23 protein-coding genes are annotated in these 19,364 nt (G+C 52.8%); 20 read left to right on the top strand and 3 right to left on the bottom strand.

All coding sequences use genetic code 11. From position 1 onward, the window contains the following. On the top strand, positions 1–321 hold a 321-nt coding region (locus ABNS49_RS10895), incomplete at its 5' end, for a hypothetical protein (protein WP_348688185.1). Between the two features lie 74 nt (positions 322–395). Beyond that, complete coding sequence (locus tag ABNS49_RS10890; RefSeq protein ID WP_135980597.1) at positions 396–851, top strand: hypothetical protein; 456 nt, start codon at positions 396–398, stop codon at positions 849–851. Between the two features lie 220 nt (positions 852–1,071). Here the strand turns inward: ABNS49_RS10890 and ABNS49_RS10885 are convergent, their stop codons facing one another. Continuing rightward, positions 1,072–1,677, bottom strand: a complete 606-nt coding sequence (locus ABNS49_RS10885; RefSeq protein WP_135980596.1) for a pyridoxamine 5'-phosphate oxidase family protein — start codon at positions 1,675–1,677, stop codon at positions 1,072–1,074. After that, positions 1,674–2,009, bottom strand: a complete 336-nt coding sequence (locus tag ABNS49_RS10880; RefSeq protein WP_135980595.1) for a TfoX/Sxy family protein — start codon at positions 2,007–2,009, stop codon at positions 1,674–1,676. The genes ABNS49_RS10885 and ABNS49_RS10880 overlap by 4 nt, the downstream gene beginning before the upstream one ends. A 115-nt stretch (positions 2,010–2,124) precedes the next feature. On the opposite strand from ABNS49_RS10880, the gene ABNS49_RS10875 reads away from it, so the two are divergent. The 8 genes from ABNS49_RS10875 to ABNS49_RS10840 all read left to right on the top strand — a co-directional run bounded on the left by ABNS49_RS10875 (position 2,125) and on the right by ABNS49_RS10840 (position 9,367). Beyond that, the gene (locus ABNS49_RS10875) at positions 2,125–2,565 is read left to right on the top strand and encodes a MarR family transcriptional regulator (RefSeq protein WP_135980594.1); all 441 of its coding nucleotides are present in this window, start codon (positions 2,125–2,127) and stop codon (positions 2,563–2,565) included. Beyond that, positions 2,562–3,830, top strand: a complete 1,269-nt coding sequence (locus ABNS49_RS10870) for an iron-containing alcohol dehydrogenase (RefSeq protein ID WP_288343231.1) — start codon at positions 2,562–2,564, stop codon at positions 3,828–3,830. The genes ABNS49_RS10875 and ABNS49_RS10870 overlap by 4 nt, the downstream gene beginning before the upstream one ends. A gap of 219 nt (positions 3,831–4,049) precedes the next feature. Beyond that, positions 4,050–4,856: a MerR family transcriptional regulator gene (locus ABNS49_RS10865; RefSeq protein WP_168353607.1), complete on the top strand. Its 807-nt coding sequence runs from the start codon at positions 4,050–4,052 to the stop codon at positions 4,854–4,856. A gap of 88 nt (positions 4,857–4,944) precedes the next feature. After that, positions 4,945–5,805, top strand: coding sequence for a Cof-type HAD-IIB family hydrolase (locus ABNS49_RS10860; protein WP_277820825.1), 861 nt, complete (start codon positions 4,945–4,947; stop codon positions 5,803–5,805). Further along, a complete protein-coding gene (gene thyA, locus ABNS49_RS10855; protein WP_135980590.1) occupies positions 5,789–6,661 on the top strand; it encodes a thymidylate synthase in 873 nt (290 codons plus the stop codon). Before ABNS49_RS10860 ends, thyA begins: the two co-directional genes overlap by 17 nt. Before the next feature lie 9 nt (positions 6,662–6,670). Beyond that, positions 6,671–7,153 carry a dihydrofolate reductase gene (locus ABNS49_RS10850; RefSeq protein ID WP_135980589.1) on the top strand — a complete coding sequence of 161 codons (483 nt, stop codon included), beginning with the start codon at positions 6,671–6,673 and terminating at the stop codon, positions 7,151–7,153. A gap of 23 nt (positions 7,154–7,176) precedes the next feature. Further along, positions 7,177–8,616 carry a glycoside hydrolase family 32 protein gene (locus ABNS49_RS10845; protein WP_135980588.1) on the top strand — a complete coding sequence of 480 codons (1,440 nt, stop codon included), beginning with the start codon at positions 7,177–7,179 and terminating at the stop codon, positions 8,614–8,616. Beyond that, the gene (locus tag ABNS49_RS10840) at positions 8,609–9,367 is read left to right on the top strand and encodes an HD domain-containing protein (RefSeq protein ID WP_168353606.1); all 759 of its coding nucleotides are present in this window, start codon (positions 8,609–8,611) and stop codon (positions 9,365–9,367) included. The genes ABNS49_RS10845 and ABNS49_RS10840 overlap by 8 nt, the downstream gene beginning before the upstream one ends. A gap of 41 nt (positions 9,368–9,408) precedes the next feature. Here the strand turns inward: ABNS49_RS10840 and ABNS49_RS10835 are convergent, their stop codons facing one another. After that, positions 9,409–10,356, bottom strand: coding sequence for an alpha/beta hydrolase (locus tag ABNS49_RS10835; protein WP_135980586.1), 948 nt, complete (start codon positions 10,354–10,356; stop codon positions 9,409–9,411). Positions 10,357–10,885: 529 nt separating this feature from the next. On the opposite strand from ABNS49_RS10835, the gene ABNS49_RS10830 reads away from it, so the two are divergent. From ABNS49_RS10830 to ABNS49_RS10785, 10 genes are all read left to right on the top strand, one after another. Further along, positions 10,886–12,046, top strand: coding sequence for a CHAP domain-containing protein (locus tag ABNS49_RS10830; protein WP_277820824.1), 1,161 nt, complete (start codon positions 10,886–10,888; stop codon positions 12,044–12,046). A 312-nt stretch (positions 12,047–12,358) separates the two neighbouring features. Continuing rightward, a complete protein-coding gene (locus ABNS49_RS10825; RefSeq protein ID WP_135980584.1) occupies positions 12,359–12,991 on the top strand; it encodes a hypothetical protein in 633 nt (210 codons plus the stop codon). A 131-nt stretch (positions 12,992–13,122) separates the two neighbouring features. Then, complete coding sequence (locus ABNS49_RS10820; RefSeq protein ID WP_135980583.1) at positions 13,123–14,148, top strand: LCP family protein; 1,026 nt, start codon at positions 13,123–13,125, stop codon at positions 14,146–14,148. Positions 14,149–14,171: 23 nt separating this feature from the next. Then, on the top strand, positions 14,172–14,927 hold the full coding sequence (gene srtB, locus ABNS49_RS10815) for a class B sortase (RefSeq protein ID WP_135980582.1): 756 nt from the start codon (positions 14,172–14,174) through the stop codon (positions 14,925–14,927). Between the two features lie 155 nt (positions 14,928–15,082). Next, complete coding sequence (locus ABNS49_RS10810) at positions 15,083–15,841, top strand: Wzz/FepE/Etk N-terminal domain-containing protein (RefSeq protein ID WP_135980581.1); 759 nt, start codon at positions 15,083–15,085, stop codon at positions 15,839–15,841. After that, the gene (locus tag ABNS49_RS10805) at positions 15,834–16,643 is read left to right on the top strand and encodes a CpsB/CapC family capsule biosynthesis tyrosine phosphatase (RefSeq protein WP_135980580.1); all 810 of its coding nucleotides are present in this window, start codon (positions 15,834–15,836) and stop codon (positions 16,641–16,643) included. Before ABNS49_RS10810 ends, ABNS49_RS10805 begins: the two co-directional genes overlap by 8 nt. A gap of 125 nt (positions 16,644–16,768) precedes the next feature. Next, complete coding sequence (locus tag ABNS49_RS10800) at positions 16,769–17,764, top strand: ATPase, T2SS/T4P/T4SS family (protein WP_135980579.1); 996 nt, start codon at positions 16,769–16,771, stop codon at positions 17,762–17,764. 7 nt (positions 17,765–17,771) lie between these two features. Continuing rightward, on the top strand, positions 17,772–18,668 hold the full coding sequence (locus tag ABNS49_RS10795) for a type II secretion system F family protein (RefSeq protein WP_168353604.1): 897 nt from the start codon (positions 17,772–17,774) through the stop codon (positions 18,666–18,668). A 9-nt stretch (positions 18,669–18,677) separates the two neighbouring features. After that, positions 18,678–18,998, top strand: coding sequence for a competence type IV pilus major pilin ComGC (comGC, locus tag ABNS49_RS10790; RefSeq protein ID WP_135980577.1), 321 nt, complete (start codon positions 18,678–18,680; stop codon positions 18,996–18,998). Continuing rightward, complete coding sequence (locus ABNS49_RS10785) at positions 18,976–19,359, top strand: prepilin-type N-terminal cleavage/methylation domain-containing protein (RefSeq protein ID WP_135980576.1); 384 nt, start codon at positions 18,976–18,978, stop codon at positions 19,357–19,359. The genes comGC and ABNS49_RS10785 overlap by 23 nt, the downstream gene beginning before the upstream one ends. Positions 19,360–19,364 lie beyond the last annotated feature (5 nt).

Raw genomic sequence — 19,364 nt, 5'->3', positions numbered from 1 at the left:
GCGCTGTATGTGTATTTGGAACAATTTGATTTATACGAGCGAAAGAAAGGAGGGATCACGATGCGGAGTGTGATCGATTATATCGAAAAGAAAGCTTATTTGAAATTTGAGAAAAAGGACAAGGAGTACAACCGGCAGCTAGAGGAAAAAGACCGTCAGTTAGAGGAAAAGGACCAGCAACTTGGTCAAATGACTTCAACTCTTGTCGTCTTAGCCCAACAGAAAATGGTTTCGGAAGAACTAACGGCCGAACAGGCATGCGATGCTCTTGGATATTCGGATGCCATTCGCAAGCTTGTGCTTCCATACCTTGTCAGCTGATCAAAGATGGATTTTATGAAAGTGGAAGGGTGGATGCTTCCACTTTCAATGCGTTTGAGAAGGGAGGGAATGCGATGCGATGGACTTTTTCGTGGGCCGGCCTTGTCTTTTTGGCAATGCTGATCGTGCCCAATTTGCTGTGGACAAAAGTTCGTCCAAAAGGATACGACCAACTGGAACAGCAGGAAAACCGCGTTCTTGTCGCGCTGGAACGAATCGGACAAGTCGCGATGAGTGCTTGCGCGCTTTTTGAAAACAAGTCGCCCCGTTCCTGGCTGTGGCTAGTCGTCGTGTTTGGATGCATGGGCTTGTATGAGCGGTACTGGATCCGCTATTTTCGAAGTCACCACACGCTACAAGACTTCTATCGGGATCTGGGGATGATCCCGATACCCGGCGCCGTTTTGCCAGTCGCGGCGGGTTTCAGCCTGGCGGTATATGGACGCAATCCGTTTTTGTTGGGAGCGACAGTGATCTTCGGCATCGGACATGTCGGAATCCATTGGAGGCATCGACAGGAAAGAAAATAACAAGCATCAAAAAAAGATTGTGTGGATTTCTTTAAACACACAATCTTTTCCTTTATTATGGCTATCGCTTTTTATTCATCGCCCTCAGCTTCACAATCAGAACGATTTCCACGACAGCCAGTCCGATCGAAATAAAAACAGGCTAGCGCCGGATCGTGAATCCAAGCAGAGCGGCGATGAAGATGAGCAAATAGACGAGGACTTGTTCATTCCGTTTCACTTATTTCTCTTTTTTCTGCCGCTCTTTGGCGGTCACGATCAAATCCCTGATGTCAAAAGGCGTCGTGTCTTCCTCCACTTCGTACACGTTGACAAACGGCACGTCCTCCCTGGTACGAAGCGGAAATTCCGACTTGGCCGTCACGTCGTTCCAGTCGCATTCGATCTTGCCGATATACATGTTCGGCACCCCCTTCCGGCTTTCCAGCGGAGTGATTGGCCGGTCGTTGCACACATAAAGCAATTCGTAGCCGCGCCGGAACGTTTCATACTCGTCTTTGGCGTCGACAAGCCTCATCACGCCTTTGGCGATGACACTGCGATAGTCGTGCCGGTGGCCTTTGTACGGCCGGTCCGGAAAATCGTTGAACGCGCTGAACTCCAGGCAGACGCGCGGGTCCTTGCGCAGCAAATCCACTTTTTTGCCGCGCTTCATGCAGTGCACGTACACGAGCAGCTTCTCGTTTTTGATCTCGAAGCCGTAGTTGACCGGCACGACGTATGGATAGCCGTCCTCGTCGTTCATCGCGATGTTCACGTGCTGAAACTGCTTCAGCATTTCCTCAATCAAGACCGGGTCGAATACTTCCCGTTCAAAATGGATCATTTTTTCGTTCCTTTCTTTTTCCTTGGTTTCTTTTCCGGCAAGTCGTTCCACATGCCCGCCAGCAAAGCTGCGACGCGCTCCTTGTTGTCAAAGTCGTCGAAGACGTGCATCAGCTGTTTCGAGCCTTCGTACGGATAGTCGAGCGGTTCGCCCTGGAGCATGGCATCCGATGTCGGCGTGCGCTTAAGCAAACATTGCTCGTCGCACAAGTCGCCGATGAGCTTGTCGTTAAGATACAGGCAGTACTCGCCCATCATCGACCGCACCCGGACGGCTCCCGCGATGGAAAACGACTCGATCACATAGTCGCAAAACGCTTTGGATGTCGCCATTGTATTCCCTCTCTTTCTTTTTCCATTGTATCAAAATCTCACTCTTTCGTTGCAATGAAAAACAAAAAGGGGTATGATGCAAATGTTGATAAATCAACTTTAAAGGAGGGCGAGTATGATCACCCGATTTGAACGCTTCACACTGATCCTTTTCGAAATCATGAAATACTGGAACAAGATCGCTAGCGACATTATGAAAGGCGAGGGACTCAAAGGCACCCACGCCTTGTACATTATCACGCTGTCCCGCTTTCCGGATGGCGTCACCGCCGCCAGGCTCAAGGACATTTGCCAAAAAGACAAAGCCGAGATTTCCCGGTCGCTTGCCACGCTTGAAGCCAAAGGGTTCGTCCACAAAGCCGGCCGCTACAACGCCCAGGTCAGGCTGACCGAAAGCGGCCAGGCGCTCGCCAGGCGGCTCAACACGATCGCGCACAAAGCCGTCGACCAGGCGGGATCCGCTTTGGACGAGGACGAGCGCGAAATCATGTACAAGTGCCTTGGCTCGATTGCCGCCAACCTGCATTCCATCAGCAAGGAGGACCTCACCCGATGAACCCGATTCAAAAAGGCGCGTGCCGCCTCGTCCAGCAGGCGTTCCACATCGCGATGCCGATCCTGCCGTACCGCGATCCGGAATGCTTTTCCTCGCTCAAGGACGCCGAAAAGCTGTTTAACGCATGGAGCGGGCGAACGGTTCTTGTCGTGACTGATCCGTTGTTAGCGAAAAGCGCGATGGCCGCCACGCTCATCGACGCGCTGTTTTGTCAAAACGTGTCGTGCGTGCTGTACGACAAAACGCAAGCCAATCCGAAAGTGTCTGACGTCGAAGCGGCGCTCGAACTGTACCATCAGTACGACTGCTCGGCGCTCATCGCCCTGGGCGGCGGCTCGAGCATCGACTGCGCCAAAGCTATCGGCGCGCGCGTCGCGTTTCCAAACAAGCCGTTGTCCAAACTCAAAGGATTGCTGAAAGTATACAAATCCATACCGCCGCTTGTTGCCATCCCGACGACCGCCGGCACCGGCAGCGAGGTGACGCTGGCCGCGGTCATCACCGACGAGCGAACGCATCACAAATACACGATCAACTCGTTTACGCTTATTCCAAAATATGCCATTCTCGATCCTGAGCTGACGCGCACTTTGCCGCCGCATTTGAGCGCGACGACCGGCATGGATGCGCTGTGCCACGCCGTCGAGGCGTACATCGGCCGCTCCAACATGAGCAAGACGCGACAGTACGCCAAAGAGGCGGTGCGATTGATTTTTGAAAACATTGAGCGGGTGTACGCGGATGGAAACGACATGGTCGCCTGTGAGCACATGCTGCGCGCCTCGTTTTTGGCCGGCAAGGCGTTCACGCGCGCGTATGTCGGCTATATTCACGCCATCGCCCACGCCTTAGGCGGCCAGTACAATATTCCCCACGGGTTGGCCAACGCCATCATCATGCCGTACATGCTCGAACGCTATGGGCAAAGCGTCCATAAGCCGCTACACGAGCTGGCGGTGTGCGCCGGATTGAGCACGCCATTGGAAAGCGACGCGCTCGGCGCCGAAAGGTTCATCCAGGCGATTCGCTGGCTCAACGTGACGATGGGCATCCCGGCCACGATCGGGCAGATCCAGGAAGAGGATATCCCGACGATGGCCCGTCACGCGGCCAGGGAAGCCAATCCGCTTTACCCGGTGCCGTCGCTTTTGGACGAAGGCGAGCTGGAAGCGATGTTTTACCGATTGAAAAATTTGGAAGTCCGCCAAAAAGAGCGGGCCTGGACCCAGCCAATTCCGGCTTATCGGCCGCGCTCCTCGGTTTAATCGCGTGCCTGCCGCCGGCTCACCACGCCACATAAGGAATGTCCCTCATTTCCGGCGTGGGGCGGCATGTACAAGACGAGGTGCAGGAAGCCTTTCGACAGCTTCTTGACGGATAGCCAGTTGGATGAGAAATCGTTGTTTCGCGGTTTCTCTTTTTTTGTTGACTCTCCTGTTGGGGGAGGGACTACAATGAGGATGCTTAAGCGAAAGAGGTGCCTTATGATTTCCATTGGAAAATTTTCAAAGACATGCCACGTCAGCGTGAAGACGTTGCGGCTATACGACCAGCTCGGCTTGCTGAAGCCTGTGTACATCGACGAAAACACAGGGTATCGCTACTACGAGCCCGATCAGCTGGACACGATGATCGCGATACAGCGCTACAAGCGCTTCGGCTTCACGCTGGACGAAATCAAAACGATGCTCGATCGTCCCGCCAAGGAAAACGTAGACACGTTGCTCGTCAAACAAGCCGCGCTCCTCGTGCAAAAGCGGGAGCTGGAAATGGCTTTGCGCGATCTTCACATTTTGATCGAGCGTCTGGAAAGGAAAGAGGAAATGCCACAAAACACATTTGAAAACTACACAATCGACGAGCTGGAGCAAAAACCGCTTCCAGTATACGGGCTTCGCAAAACAATGGGGATCGGCGACTTTGGAACCGCCTATTCCGAAATCTTCGAGAAGCTGTACCAAAACGGCGTCAAGGACTTTGGCTTGACTGGATCCCGCTATTTCGACCAGGAGTTCGACGAAGGGGCCAGCGACATCGAAGTGTTTGTCGAAGTCGATCCGGCTCTGGCCAACGACACGATCGAAGGCGGCACGATGATCCACACGACGCACAAAGGGCCGTATTCCGGCTTGCCGGAAGCGTACGCCGCCATCGTGAAATGGATGGAGGAAAACGGATACGAGCAGGCGGGCGCGCCCTACGAGCTGTACACGAAGTGCGGCGTGAACCGCTATCCGTTGGATCAGTGGGAGACGGACATTTATTTCCCGGCTCGAAAAAAAGGCGAATAGGAAAACGAAACAAAGGAACGGATTGAAAAATCGGTTCCTTTTTTTAGGGGGCGTCGGGTATAATAAAAAAACAGGAGGAATGGATAAAATGGATAAAACAATCACATTGGTCGCCACCGATCTCGATGGCACCTTGTTGAACAATAAAAAACAAGTCACGCCGGCGACAAGAGCGGCGATGAAGCAGCTCAAAAACCACGGGATCCTGTTCGGCATCGCGTCCGGACGACCCGTCGAGTCGGGGCAGATCCTCGTCAAGGACTGGGGGCTTGAATCGGACATCTCGTTTTTGATCGGGATGAACGGGGGCGTCATTTACGATATGCGCACCGGACAAAAGGAGCAGTTCCATCTCATGGATGGCGAGCTCATTTTGGAAATCATGGACCACTTCAAGGACATGGACGTGATTTTCCAGGTCATGGTCGGCAACGACCGCTACGTGAACAAGTCGACCGAGGAAACAAGGGCGCACGCCAAACTGTTCGGAGAAAACGAGATCCTCGTCGATTTGAAAGAATTCGTCAAAGGACGGAAAGTGAACAAGCTCATTTTGTACATGGATCCATCGTACATGGACGCGGTGAAGGCGCGGGCCGCGACGTTCTCGAATCCGAAGTACACGAGCTTTGCGACCGCGAACAACTTGTACGAGTATGTCGATCCTGCCATCAACAAAGGCTTTGGCATTCAGAAGATTTGCGAGCATTTCGGCATCACGCCGGACCACGTCGTGGCGTTCGGTGACGCGAGCAACGATAAGGAAATGATCGAGTATGTCGGCTGCGGGGTGGCGATGCAAAACGCCAGCGACGACATCAAGGCGGTGGCCGACGTCGTATCCGAGTACACCAACGAGCAGGACGCCCTGGCGCACTTTGTCAACGACTGCATTTTACCGGCCAATCCGGACCGATTGGAGCGTGACGCGAATGTCAAAATGGGATGACGTGTACATCGGCTTGTGCCAGACGATTTTAAGCGAGGGGCGCGAAGTCGCCAACCGGACCGGCGTCAACACGATTAAGATCCCGACGTTCCACTTCACGCTGGACGTAGGCGAGGAGTTTCCGATCCTGACGACCAAGCAGCTGTTCATACGGCAGGCCGTGCTCGAAATGCTTTGGATCTACCAGGCGCAATCCAACGAGGTGACGTGGCTGCAAGAGCGCAACGTGCACATCTGGGACAAGTGGATGATCGACGCCAACGGAGACTGGCGCGACGAAAACACGGGCGCGGTGCTCAAGCATTTCGACCCGTCCATGGCGGGCACGATCGGCACGGCGTACGGCTACATCGTGCGCAAGTACAAGCTCATCGACAAGCTGATCGACTCGCTCAAAAACGACCCTGAGGACCGGCGACGCGTCGTGTCGCTTTGGCAGGATGCCGAGCTGGATACGGCCGTGTTGCCAAGTTGTGTTTGGAGCTCGGAATGGGACGTGACGGACGGCAAGATCAACGTGCTCGTCCACCAGCGCAGCTGTGACGTGCCGCTCGGCCTGCCGTTCAACGTGACGCAGTACGCGGTGCTGCTGTGCATGATCGCGCAAGTGACCGGCTACAAGCCCGGAACGCTGTCGTGGTCGATCAAGGACGCCCACATCTACGTCAACCAGGTGGACGGCGTTCGCGAGCAAATCGCCCGCTACGAGGCGAAAGGCTCGCTGCCGGCGCCAAAACTGTGGCTCAATCCGGACGTAACGGACTTTTACGATTTCGATTCGAGCGCGAAATGCGCGGATGTCAAGCTGGAAGGCTACGAGCATATGGGCAAGATCTCGTTTGCCCTGACACAGTGAGGTGATCCGATGAAATTGATCGAGATCGCGGCGATCGGGCAAAACCGGGAGCTTGGAAAAGGTAACGCGATGATTTGGCATTTGCCGGCGGATTTGAAGTTTTTCCGCCAGCAGACGCAGGGACACGCGATCGTCATGGGGCGAAAAACGTTCGAGTCGCTGCCCAAAAAGCTGCCGGGCCGCCACCATATCGTCATTTCGTCGACGATGCCCGCCAGCGAGGATGTCGAGGTGTTCGAAAGCCTGGACGCGTTTTTCGACGCCTACAAGCACCACGACCAGACGGTGTACGTGATCGGGGGCGGCATGCTGTATGGAGAGCTGCTGCCGTATTGCGACGAGCTCGTCCTGACGCACGTCGAGGCGGCCGATCCGCAGGCGGAAGTGTTTTTTCCGGCGTTCGACCTGGATGATTTTGTGGTCGAGCCGATTGACGAAGGTGTGGATGGCGGTCTGGCGACGCGCCACGTGCGGTATATCCGCAAAAAATAAGAAAAAAAAGGGAGGGAAATACGATGGGAAACATGACAAAGGAAATGTACGAACAACGGATGGAGCAGGAAAAGGCGAAACGGGAAATCGTAAAAAGCGATCCGAACCGGCTGCGCTTTCACTTGCAGCCGCCGGTGGGCTGGCTCAACGATCCCAACGGGCTGTGCCAGGTGGATGGCGTGTACCACATTTACTACCAGTACTCGCCATTCGAACCGCTGGGCGGCACGAAGCTGTGGGGTCACTACACGACGAAGGATTTCGTTCATTTCAAGGACCACGAGCCGTTTTTGTACGCGGACTGGCGCTATGACGAGCGCGGGGTGTACAGCGGATCCGCGTTTGTGGAAGATGGTATGATCCACTTCTTTTACACGGGCAACGTGAAGCTGTTCGACCGGGACGACTATGACTACTGCAACAACGGCCGGGAACAAAACACGATCCATATGACGAGCAAAGACGGTTTTTCGCACACCGAAAAGGAGCTGGTCATGACGAACAGCGACTATCCGGCGGACATGTCGACCCACGTACGCGATCCGAAGATTTTCAAAAAGGATGGCGCGTACTACATGGTGCTGGGGGCCCGGGACGTCGACAGCCACGGGCTGCTGCTGATGTATCGTTCCACCGATTTGAAAGACTGGACGTTGTTTGACCGGCTGACGATGCCGGACTTTGGCTATATGTGGGAGTGTCCGGATTTGTTCGAGCTGGACGGCGAGCTGTTTCTCGTGTTCTCGCCGCAAGGTTTGGAAGCCAAAGGCTGGGACAACCGCAACGTGTACCAGACGGGCTATTGCCGGCTGGACTACGATTTCGACACGAAGGAATACGCGTTTTCGCTGTTCCAGGAGCTCGACCGGGGCTTTGACTACTACGCGCCACAAAGCTTTTTGGACGAGCAAGGACGCCGCATTCAGTTTGGCTGGATGGGTATGGGGGACGCGCCGTACACGAACGCACCGACCATCGAGCGTGGATGGCAGCACGCGCTGACGCTACCAAGAGAGCTGCGCGCCAAAGACGGACATTTGTACCAAACGCCAATCGTGGAAATCGAGCAGCTTCGCCAGGAGAAATACGAGTCCTCAATCGCGGATTTCGCGGATCCGGGCTTTGGAAAAAGCTACGAAATGATCGTGACGTTTGCGCAAAGCGCGCCGTTTTCAATCACGGTGGACGACGAGGCGACGTTGGCCTACGACGGCAGCGTGCTGCGGCTGATGATGAACGAAGGCGGCTATGGACGCGACGAGCGCGGCATCGAGATCGACGCGGTGAAAAATATCCGCCTGTTCAAAGACACGTCCTCGCTGGAAATTTTCGTGAACGACGGCTGGACGGTGTTCTCTTCGCGGGTTTATTCAACAGGAGAGCCAAGCGTGCGCATCGAGGCGCAAGGCGAGGGAACCGTGACGATGTATGCGCTTGACTCGATTGAGATGGAAAATGCGTAGCGAGCTGGCGGAGTTTCAGGAATATGTCGGCCGCTATGATTTGACAGACGACAAGGTCCGGTTGAAAGTCGTGCACACGATGAAAGTGTGCGCGTTGATGGACGAGCTGGCCCAATCGCTTGGACTTAGCGAACGGGAGAGAGATATCGCGTATGTGACCGCACTCTTTCACGACATTGGCCGGTTCGAGCAGCTGCGCCGGTATGGCACGTTTGTCGACTATCAAAGCGTGGACCATGCCGATCTGGGCGTGCAAATCCTCAAAGAGGAAGGGTTGCTGGATGGCTTTGGCGACGAGGAGAAGGAGCGGATCCTGACGGCGATCGCCCTCCACAACAAGTACGAGCTGCCCATGCTGGACGAGAAGACCCTGTTGCTGGCGCGCATGATTCGGGACGCGGACAAGTGCGACATCTTCCGGGTGTTCGCTTCGAAAGATTTGACGAGCGCGACGTCGACGACGCTTTCCTCGGTGCAAGACGAGGTGGTGTCGGCTGAAATCGAGCGGATGCTTTTCGAGCACCGGTGCGTGGAAAAGGAAAAGCGCAAGACCGGACTGGACGTGTGGATGACGTTTTTGGGCTTTTTCTTCGATATGAATTTTTCGGAAACGATCCGGATCGCAAAAAAACAAGGATACTACCGCCAGCCGTTTGATGGCGTGGCGTTCACGAGGGCGCAGGAGCAAATCGACCGGATTTTGGCGGAAGTGGAGCGCTATATTGACGAGCGGCTGCAAGAAAACGTTTAAAAAAAGAAAGTAAAAGCAAAAAGACGCGAAAACGTCTTTTTTTAACTCATATATTTTTGGATGAATTGCTTGATTTTTCGTTCGTAGTTTTTCGGGTCGAGATAGTACGACTGGGCGTGATCGGCCTGGGGAACGAACAGCTGGTCTTTGGGCTGCGGACAGGCGGCGTAGAGGCGCTCGGCCATCGAGAATGGAACGAGCGTGTCTTTCATGCCGTGGATAAAAAGCATGGGCACTTTGGCGTGCGCCACTTCCTCGATTGGCTGAATCGTGGACAGGCTGGCGTGCTCGTGCGTGAAGAACAGGGCGGCGATCCAAGGATAGAGCGCTTTGGATAAATGCGCCATGCCTAACGTATGTTCGAACTCGGTTTTCGCGCTGGCGTAGCCGCAGTCCTCCACGATGAATTTGACATTGTCCGGCGCGGTCGCGGCCAGGGACATGACGATTGCGGCGCCCATGGACATGCCGTGCAGGACGATGGCGCACTCGTCGCCAAAGTGCTCGACGATCCAATGGATCCAGTCCAGGGTGTCTTCGGTTTCCTCCAGACCGAATGTGATGGTGTGGCCGTCGCTGGCGCCATGGGCCTGGTGGTCGAGCAGGATCACATTGAAGCCTTGTTCCAAATAAAACGGTACGAAGGCGCAAAACTCGTGGAAGCCGTCGGTCCGGTAGCCGTGGGCGCAAAGGACATAGCGCTTGCTTGGAACGGAGGCCGGGAACAGCGTGGCATGCAGGTGCCGGCCGCTCGCGCTGCAACGGTGGAGCGGCTGCTGGTCGAGATCTTCGAGCGCTTCGAGTTTTTGTTTTTTGAACTGCTCGATGCGTTTGAAGTAGGGATTGGGCATTTGCTCGTCTTTGAACGATAGCGGCTTGGCGTCGCGTTCGAAGATGAACCGGTACACTTTTTCATTGAGGACGGCGCATCCCGCGGCGAGGGCGCCAAGCGAGGCGAGCAGGATTCGTTTTTTTGTTTTGTTTTTCATGCTTCCATTGTAATCCGCGGGAATAAAAAAAAGAAGCGCTGAGCTTCTGGTGTATGAAATCGGTGGTTCGGTATCCTTAACGAAGAGGAGGTTTACCAACCAACACGTAAACGTAATTGCTATTGTTGTTCATCTTTCTTTCCTCCATTGACTTTTTACACCTTCAATATATCACCCAAATCTTTAAAATCAAGACCTTTGAAACACTTTTTTTGACTTTCTACATGTACTCAACATATGTACAAATATGGTGAACAAATTGATTTATGTTTACAAAATGAGTACAAATATGTGAAAAAAGAAAGAAAAATCGAAAATAAATTGTTTAAGATTTTCATGAAGATCGCTGGAAGAAAAGAAAGAAAATGGAAGGAATTTTTTCTGTTTCAGAACTTTCTTCTCACGCGGATTGCGTAAATTGCTTGAAAAAAACGATACTTTTTTTTCCTGACATATTGGGAATTTCCTTTAAATCGTATATAATGAAAGGGATTTAAAAATATTTTTTAGAAAGTAGAGTGAATTGATTATGAATAAGAATCGGAAACGTTTCGCGACAATCCTTCTTTCATGTCAAGTAACCGCTATGGTCATTCCGAGCACGACGGCGTTCGCACATACTTTGGAGGGCGATGAAACGCCCCCGGTTGTGACGCAGTCGAACGATCCGAACGGGCAGACGCCGGAAAACGAAATCGTCGTTGAGCCGGCGGATTCGATGCCGCCGGAGATTCCGCCAGCCACGGAGGGGACGGGACCGGCTACGCCTCCATCCGAACCGGAGGAACCCCCTGCGGATCCAGTCGATCCGACGCCAAACCCGGAGCAACCCGCACCGGACGAGCCAGCAGAACCGACACCCGATCCGGAACCGGACGAGCCGGAAACGCCGGAGGAGTCCAAGCCGGACCAATCCAAACCGGCGCAGACCCCGGACAAACCGGCGCTGGATACGATCAAGCCGTCGGAACCGGTGGTGAAGGAGGAACCGAAAGCGGAGGCGCCAAAAACAGAGCGGCCGGTTGTCGAGATGGTGAAGCCAACGATCGCGTACGAGGAGAAAAAGACGGAAAGTTTGACGACGTCGTTCGCGGATAAAGGCTACGCGGGCAATTTGAAAAAGGCGATGAAGCTGGATGATTTTAAAACAGCGAATTTGACAAGCTTTTTAGGCAATGGAAACCCGTTCATGGTCGGGCAGTGCACGTGGTTCGCATGGGCGCGTTTTTACCAGGTGTACGGTTTTGATTCGGGCGCGCGCGGCAACGGAAAGACGAACGCGTTCGAGATCGTCGCGGCGCATGGCGACAAGTTTGAATTGAGCAGCACGCCGGCGGCGGGCGCCACATTCAGCATGGAGCGCAACACCCTCATGCCACAGTATGGCCATGTTGGCTTTGTCGAAGCGTTTGATGGAGAATACGTTTGGATCTCGGAAGGAAATGTCATGTTCAATGGACGTGGCGGCAACATCTGGGTCCACAAAGTGCGCTGGAGCGATTTCAGAGCCGCGTATCCGGATATCGTATTCGCCATTCCGAAAAAGGGCGTGTGCGACCTCGAGGAAAGCCAAAGCGAGACCCAAACCAAACTGGTGAAGACCAAACCGGAAAATGAAAAGAAGAAAATCACGCTGAAACGCGCGGTACGGAAAAAATATCCGCCGCGCCGCACACCGATGATGGAGTAAGCGAACAGTCGACCTGCGGGTCGGCTTTTTTGTTAGAGAAACCAATGGATATGATTTCAAACAATAAATTTTTTTCATTTTTAAAAACGAATAAAAACAAGGAATTAAAAAATACAAAAAATGTAAGTATATATGATATAAAAAAGTGAAAAAACCGCAATTTTTGTTAATGGATGCGTTGCTATTTTTTTGCCAACCGAGTATAGTGGATGTATTGACGAGAGGATCTTGTCAAAGTGGGAAAGGACAATGATTCTTCCCGCAGTCACACAGTACATTTGAATTTTAGAAAGGTAGATGAAGAACATGAACATGAAAAAATTAGCAGGCGCTTGCTTGGCAGCCACGATGCTGTTCAGCGCCGCTCCAGTATTCGCAGCAGACAACAGCTCGACTGCAGGTGATGTAGACAAATCGCCAACGTTGACTTATCCAGCTGACAAAGCGCCAAGCGCTTCGACAGATGCGAAAGTAGACGGAAAAGATGTTGAAATCGTAAAAGAAAACCTGGATGAAGCAACTTTGAAAGAAGTTGACACGAACGAAAAAGTTCTTGGTATCCTTGCAGACGCAGGTTACAAAGCCCCAGCAGGTGCAACGGTCGTTGTAGCAGGTGCTGAATACGACGCGCAGGTTGACGGAAAAGATGTAACTTTGAAAGAAAAAGTTGAAATCGCCTTCAACATGGCAGGAACTGAATTCAAAGCCGGCGAGCCAGTATTTGTAATGCACAAAATGGCAAACGGTGAATGGGAAGTCATCGCTTCTTATGTAAACTCGAAAGGCGAAGTCGTTGTTGAACTCAATGGTCTTTCTCCTGTTGTTATCGCGAAAGTGATGAGCAATGGCGAAGTTGTAAAAGTTGACTACGAAGCACCAGCTGCTGGCACAACAACAAAGACTTCGACAAAAACAGTTAAAAAATCTCCTAACACGGGATTCTAAGATTTAAATTTAGATCACAAAAGCTTAAGTATTAAATGTGTACTTGTGTGAATGTCTAGGCATGAAGAAGGCCGGAGGGCAGCGTGCTTGCTGTTCTCCGGCCTTTTCACTGATAAAAGGAGGGGAAGCACATGGTTCGTGTGAAAAAAATCATAATCGGGATCCTGGCTGTTTTGGTTCTTCTCAATCTGGCGGTCGTGGGCGGATTGTGGTACTTGCGTTCGAAAGGAAGCGAGAGCATCCGCAGCGAGAACCAGACGAATCGGGAAGGCTATTATGTCAACTATCAAGGGAAAGAATACAAATACAATGACGACATGATCAACATTTTACTGCTGGGGATTGATAAAAAGGGAAATATCGAAGACGAGGTGCAAGGTATTCAAGGGTTGGCGGACACGATCATTTTGGTAAGTCTGGATACGACCAACAACAACCTCTACATGACGGCGATTCCGCGGGACACGATGGTCGAGATCCGGCAAACCGACGTGGAAGGCAATTTCGTGCAGACGACGCAGGACAAGCTCACCTTGCAGTACGGCTATGGCAAGGACGCCAGAGAAAGCAACGAGCTGATGGCGAAAACGGTATCCAACTTGATGCGCAACCTGCCAATACAGCGGTACTGCACGATCAACCTCGACGCGATTCCGATTTTGAACGATACGATTGGCGGTGTGGACGTGACGGCGCTGGAAACGGTGCAAACATCGTCGGGAACGGTGTATTTTACCGAAGGGGAGCTGGTGCACTTGATGGGCGACGACGCCCGCAAATACATTCAGATTCGGGACGTCAACCAAATCGGCAGCGCCATGGGGCGGCTGAACCGCCAAAAGCAATACATCAACGCGTTTTATTCCCAGGCGGTGCAGGCGGTCAAAAAAGACTTGGGCCTGCCGCTTGGTTTATACAACGCGCTTCAGCCCTACATGTACACGAATTTGACGCTCGAAGACGTGACATATTTGGGAACCGAAATGCTGAACATGCATTTCAATCCGGAACAGCTGACGCAAATTCCAGGCGAAGCCGTTTTCGATGAAAACTACCATGGCGGCCGCACGGTGTTTCGCGTGGACGAAGACGGGTTGCAAAAATGGATCATGGACACGTATTATACAGAAGTGACTCCGGAAGAGGAAGAACAGTAAGAAAAGGAAACGAGAGGTAGAAAATGATGAGAATGAAAAAAAGGCTGCGGTTTTTGACTTTGGGACTCATGGCGTTCGCGCTGGTGCTGTCCGGCTGCTCGAGCTCGAAAGAAAAAGAAGTTGGAAAAGCCCAGGAAGAATATTCGGAAGTGCAAAAAAGCGTGGTGGCCGACGCCGACGATCCAATGGCGAAAACAATCGACTTCGCCGAGCTGGATGAAATCAATCCGGACGTGATTGGCTGGATTTACATTCCAAACACATCCGTCGATTACCCCATCATGCAAAGCGAGGACGACGCGAAATACTTGACGACGACGTTGCGCGGCGAAACGAACGAGACGGGTTCGATTTACACTGAAAAGTACAACGCGAAAGATTTTAGCGATCCAGTGACTGTTATGTACGGCCATACCGTGTTCTCGGACGATCAGTCGTACGACGCGATGTTCTCTGACTTGCAAAAATACAAAGACGAGGCGTTCTTGCAGGAAAACCCGTACATTTACGTATACACGCCTTCCAAAACGATCCAATACCAAATCTTCTCTTGCGTGACCTTCGATGACCGCTACATTTTGGGAAACTACCAGTTCAACGATCCGACCGATTTCCAAAACTATGTCGACGAGCTGCGTAGCACGCCGGGGGCGATCACAAACCGGGATTTGAATATCGCACAAGACGACAAGGTGCTCACGCTTTCGACGTGTGTTGGCGTGGGGTCGGATCAACGCTGGCTTGTCAACGCGATCGAAGTGGAGGAAGTCGCGCGCTAGGCCAAAGAAAAGCTCGGTTTTCATCGAGCTTTTTTAACTTTCAGTCTTTATTTCGCCGAAGTATGATGGTAGAATAAAGTGCGATACGTTGAAAATATTAAGTTTGTGGATCTGGAAGGGATTTATGCGCACAGAAAAGAGAAGGGAAGGAATCTATGCCAAACAGATATAAGAAAAACACTTCGTTAAGACGGGCCAGCATGATGGCAGCCCAGCCGGTATATCAGGAACCCGTGGAAGATTCGGATGAGATCACGATCGACTTGCATGAGTTGTGGACGATGCTTCGCAAGCACGCGATGCTGCTCGTCGTTTTGACGGTTTTATGCGGTGTGCTTGGAGGAGTCGGCACAAAACTGCTCATTCCCAAGACGTATTCTTCTTCGGCTTCCATCTTTTTGACACCAATGGTTTCCGATGCCGGATACGTCGATGTCAACTCGATGAACTCCAATGAAAAGCTCATCAACAACGTAATGACGCTGATCAAGCAAAACAATATCATGTCGCGGGTAGCCAAAGACACAGGACTTGGCTCCTCGCAGGAGGCGGCCGACGCGCTAAGCGTCACGAACACGGCCAACACGACGCTTGTCACGATCACCGCGGTGACCGAGGACGCCAGATTGTCGAAAAACATCGTGTCTTCGACCGTGAACACGTTCATCGAGCTGATGAAGGACACGCTCAATGTTCGAAACATTGAAATCGTCGACCAGCCGAAGCTCTCCTTCGTGCCGGTCGGACCGCATGTGAAGCGCAACGCGCTCATCGGCGCCGTATTGGGATTTGGATTGGGATGCTTGTACGTCGTTCTCCAGGTCGTGATGGACAAGCGCCTCAAAAACAAAGAGGAAGCGGAGAAGTACTTAGGCATTCCGGTACTTTGCCAGCTTCCGGATCTCGATGCCTAGCTTTATCGACATGCACTCGCATGTCGCCTGGGGCATTGACGACGGCATGCCGGATCGGGACGACGCCAACGCGTCGCTTCGCGCGGCCGCCCAGGACGGGCTGGTCGCCATTTGCTCCACGCCGCACTTTGTCGGCGGACAGCTTGACGATTCGCTTGTCGAAGCCATTTTCGCCCGTCAAAAACAGCTCGCCGCTCTGGCGGACTCGTACGGCATCAAAATTTATTCGGGCGGGGAAATGTTCATGAACGAGTCGTTCATCCGCCTGCTTGACGAGGGCTGGTACCAAACTCTGAACAACTCGTGCTATTTGTTGTGCGAATTCGATGTCCAGCGCGATATCCACACGATTAGCGCGTACAACGATTACTTGTATGAAATTGAAGTGCGCGGCATGATCCCGGTCATCGCGCACGTCGAACGCTACTTCCACGAAGGGCTGGACATGGACATTATCGAAGACTGGAAAAATAAAGGCTATGTCTTCCAGATCAACCGGACCTCGCTGCAAGGACTGCATGGATCGACCATTCAAAACAACGCGTGGACATTGCTCGAAAACGGATACGCGCATCTGGTGTGCACCGACACCCATCGGGCCAGCGGCCACCGGGTGGCGATTTTGTCCGATATCCACGAAACCGTCGTGGAGCGGGTTGGCGAGGCGTGGGCGACGGAGTTGTTCTACAACAACCCGCTGCGCATTTTGCTGAACCGGAAAGTGCACGATTTGGATCCGGATCAAAAAGTGGAGCCGCAAACGTCTTTTTTCAAAAAAAGCCGGACCTGGCTGCGGCGTTAATTGTGTATAAAGATGTCGAAAGAAAAAAAACGGCATCTTTTTTTGTGGACATTTTGTCCCTCGCTCCCGTATAATGAAATCCTCCACCCCCCTGGTGGAGAACGGGAATCTTAGAAAGGGGGAAAATGAAGGAATCCATTGAGCAGCTGCTCGTTTTCGCGCTTGACCATCACGCAAGCGACATTCACTTTTTAAAAACCCGTGATGATTTTTCCATGAAACTGCGCACGATCGACGGAATGCTTGAAATCCGTCAGGATCGTTGGGGTCCGGCCGTTTTGTCGTATTTGAAATACATCGCCGATTTCGACCTCGCCGCGCCCAAAGCGCCCCAGTCCGGGTCTTTTTCCATCGAAGTTCGCGGCGAACCAATTCACTGCCGCCTATCCGTCATTCACAATCAGGACAAAGAAACCGCCGTCCTTCGACTGCTATCCTGCCAGGTCGATTTGAAAATCGAACAATTAACATCCGATCCGCAAGCCATCGCGTTCATGCGCTCCTTATGCCGTCTTCGACAAGGGTTGTATTTGGCATGCGGGCCAACCAATTCCGGAAAAACGACCACCATCCACGCCATTCTCCATGAAATCGCCCGCGCGAACCGCCAAAAGATCGTCTCACTGGAAGATCCAGTCGAAATCGCGGACCCGCTGTATCTCCAGCTTCAAATCAACGAACAAGAAGGCTTCGGCTACGAAAAAGGTATCGAAGAGCTCATGCGCCACGATCCCGACATCTTGTATATTGGCGAGATTCGCAACGCGTACTGCGCGAAAAAACTCGTGAACGCCGCGCTGAGCGGACACATGGTCGTGTCCACGCTGCACGCGGGCACGATTCGGGAAGCCGTGATCCGCCTGCTCGATTTCGGGGTCGAGCCATTTGAACTGGCCGGCATTTTGAGCGGCATGTTCGCTTCCCGGCTGTATAAAAAACCCGACGGCTCAAAGGAGTGTGTATATGAAATTGCCGAGCGGAAAGAAATATTCCACATCATCCAAACAAAGGCGTATTCGCCAAACCACGCGACGCTGGCTCAAAAAATTGAACGAGCCCTTGCCCGCCATTCGATCGAGGACGAGCAGGCGCGCGTCGACTTATTCGATCTCCAAAGATGAGATCGATATGTTCGTCACCTTGGGAGCGCACGGAACGCCGATCAAAAAACGCGTCCGTCTTTCGTTTCGGGCGGCCGACGCGCTGCTCGAACGCCTCGATCGCGGGGAAGACCTGCTCGAGATTTTATGCCAGGGCGACGAACCGTATTTTTCCATTTTACGTTTGCTGGCGCCTTCCTTGTCGCTCGCAAACGCCCATCGCGTCGCGCTCGAGTACGACGGCCACGCCCAAAAAGCGTTTCGCTCTTTTGGACGGCGATGCGCCTATTCGATTTTCGTCTTTTTATTTTCCTTCGCGATGATTTACTTTTTTTCTCAACTGATTTATCCCCAAATGGCCGCCTACGCCCAAGATTTCGGGACGGCGCTTTCCTTGCTGAAATTTTTTATGAACGTCTTGCTGGCGGGGCTGGCAGGCTTCTTCGCGTTTCTTGGCTACGTGTTTTTGCTGCCGGCGCAAGAATGGATCGAACGCCGTCTTCGCACGCGATCCTGGATGAAAAAATGGGTTTCGCTGCAAATGGCCACGTTGCTTAGACCGCTAATGAAGGCGCGCCTGTCCACCAAAGACGCGTTTTACGTGTTGGCCCGGCTGGAAAACGACAGCCGGATCGCGTACTACGCCCGCCAAATCGTCGACCGGCTGGAAAGCGGCCAGACGCTGCTGGAGGCGATGGACGCGCTCGATCCGGATTTGCTGACGTTTGTCGAGCTTGGCATGGAAAGCATGGATATGGAGGCGATGCTGGGCTTGTATTTGCGGCGAAGCGAGAAGCGGATGAAAAAGCTCGAAGACGACGGGGTGCGCCTGCTTCAGCTGCTTTCGTACAGCTGTGTCGGGATTCTCGTCTTTGTGGCGTACGAAATCCTGCTCTCGCCGCTGAATGTGTTGTATACGATTTGAGGTGAAACGATGAAAACACAAACGAAACCAACGAATCCGAAAAACGGATTCACTTTGCTTGAAATGCTCGTGGTCATGCTAATTATCGCGATCATTCTGCTTTTGACGCTGCCCAATTTGCAGCAAAAGGAAAAGATCATCCGCGCCAAAGGGTGCGGCGCGCTTGTCGAGGTCGTCAACTCGGCCATTCTGCTTTACGAAATCGACCAGGAACGCACGCCCGGCTCTATCGAGGAGCTGATCAGCCAGGGCTATTTGAAGGAAGGGCAAAACGCGTGTCCGAATGGATCGGCGGTGACCATCGTCCATGGCGAAGCCGTCGCCCAATAACGCGTTCACGATGACGGAAACGCTCATGGTGCTGCTACTTGTGGGGCTGCTTTCGACCATCGCCTTGCCGCGCTACGACGCGACAGAGCTGGCGGCCCGGCAAATCAAGGCGCTTTGTTTGCAGGCCCAGATGCATGCCTACGCCAGCAAGGAAACGATCACGGTCGAGATTGGCGTGGACAGCGCGCGATTTGGCGACACGCGCTACGATTTTCCGGAAAAAATGGCGTGCACACCGCTGGCGTTTTCCTACAACGGCAACGGCAATATTTCGAAAGGGGGTTCGACGACATGCCTTGGTTCGCGAAGCGAGCGGCGCATCGTGTTCCAGCTGGGAATGGGACGCGTTCGGATCGAATGAATGGG

The sequence above is a fragment of the uncultured Dubosiella sp. genome (genome assembly GCF_964018005.1).
Classification (GTDB): domain Bacteria; phylum Bacillota_I; class Bacilli_A; order Erysipelotrichales; family Erysipelotrichaceae; genus Dubosiella; species Dubosiella muris.
The sequence above is the reverse complement of the archived record's forward strand: the minus strand, read 5'-3'. Positions and strand labels throughout refer to the sequence as shown.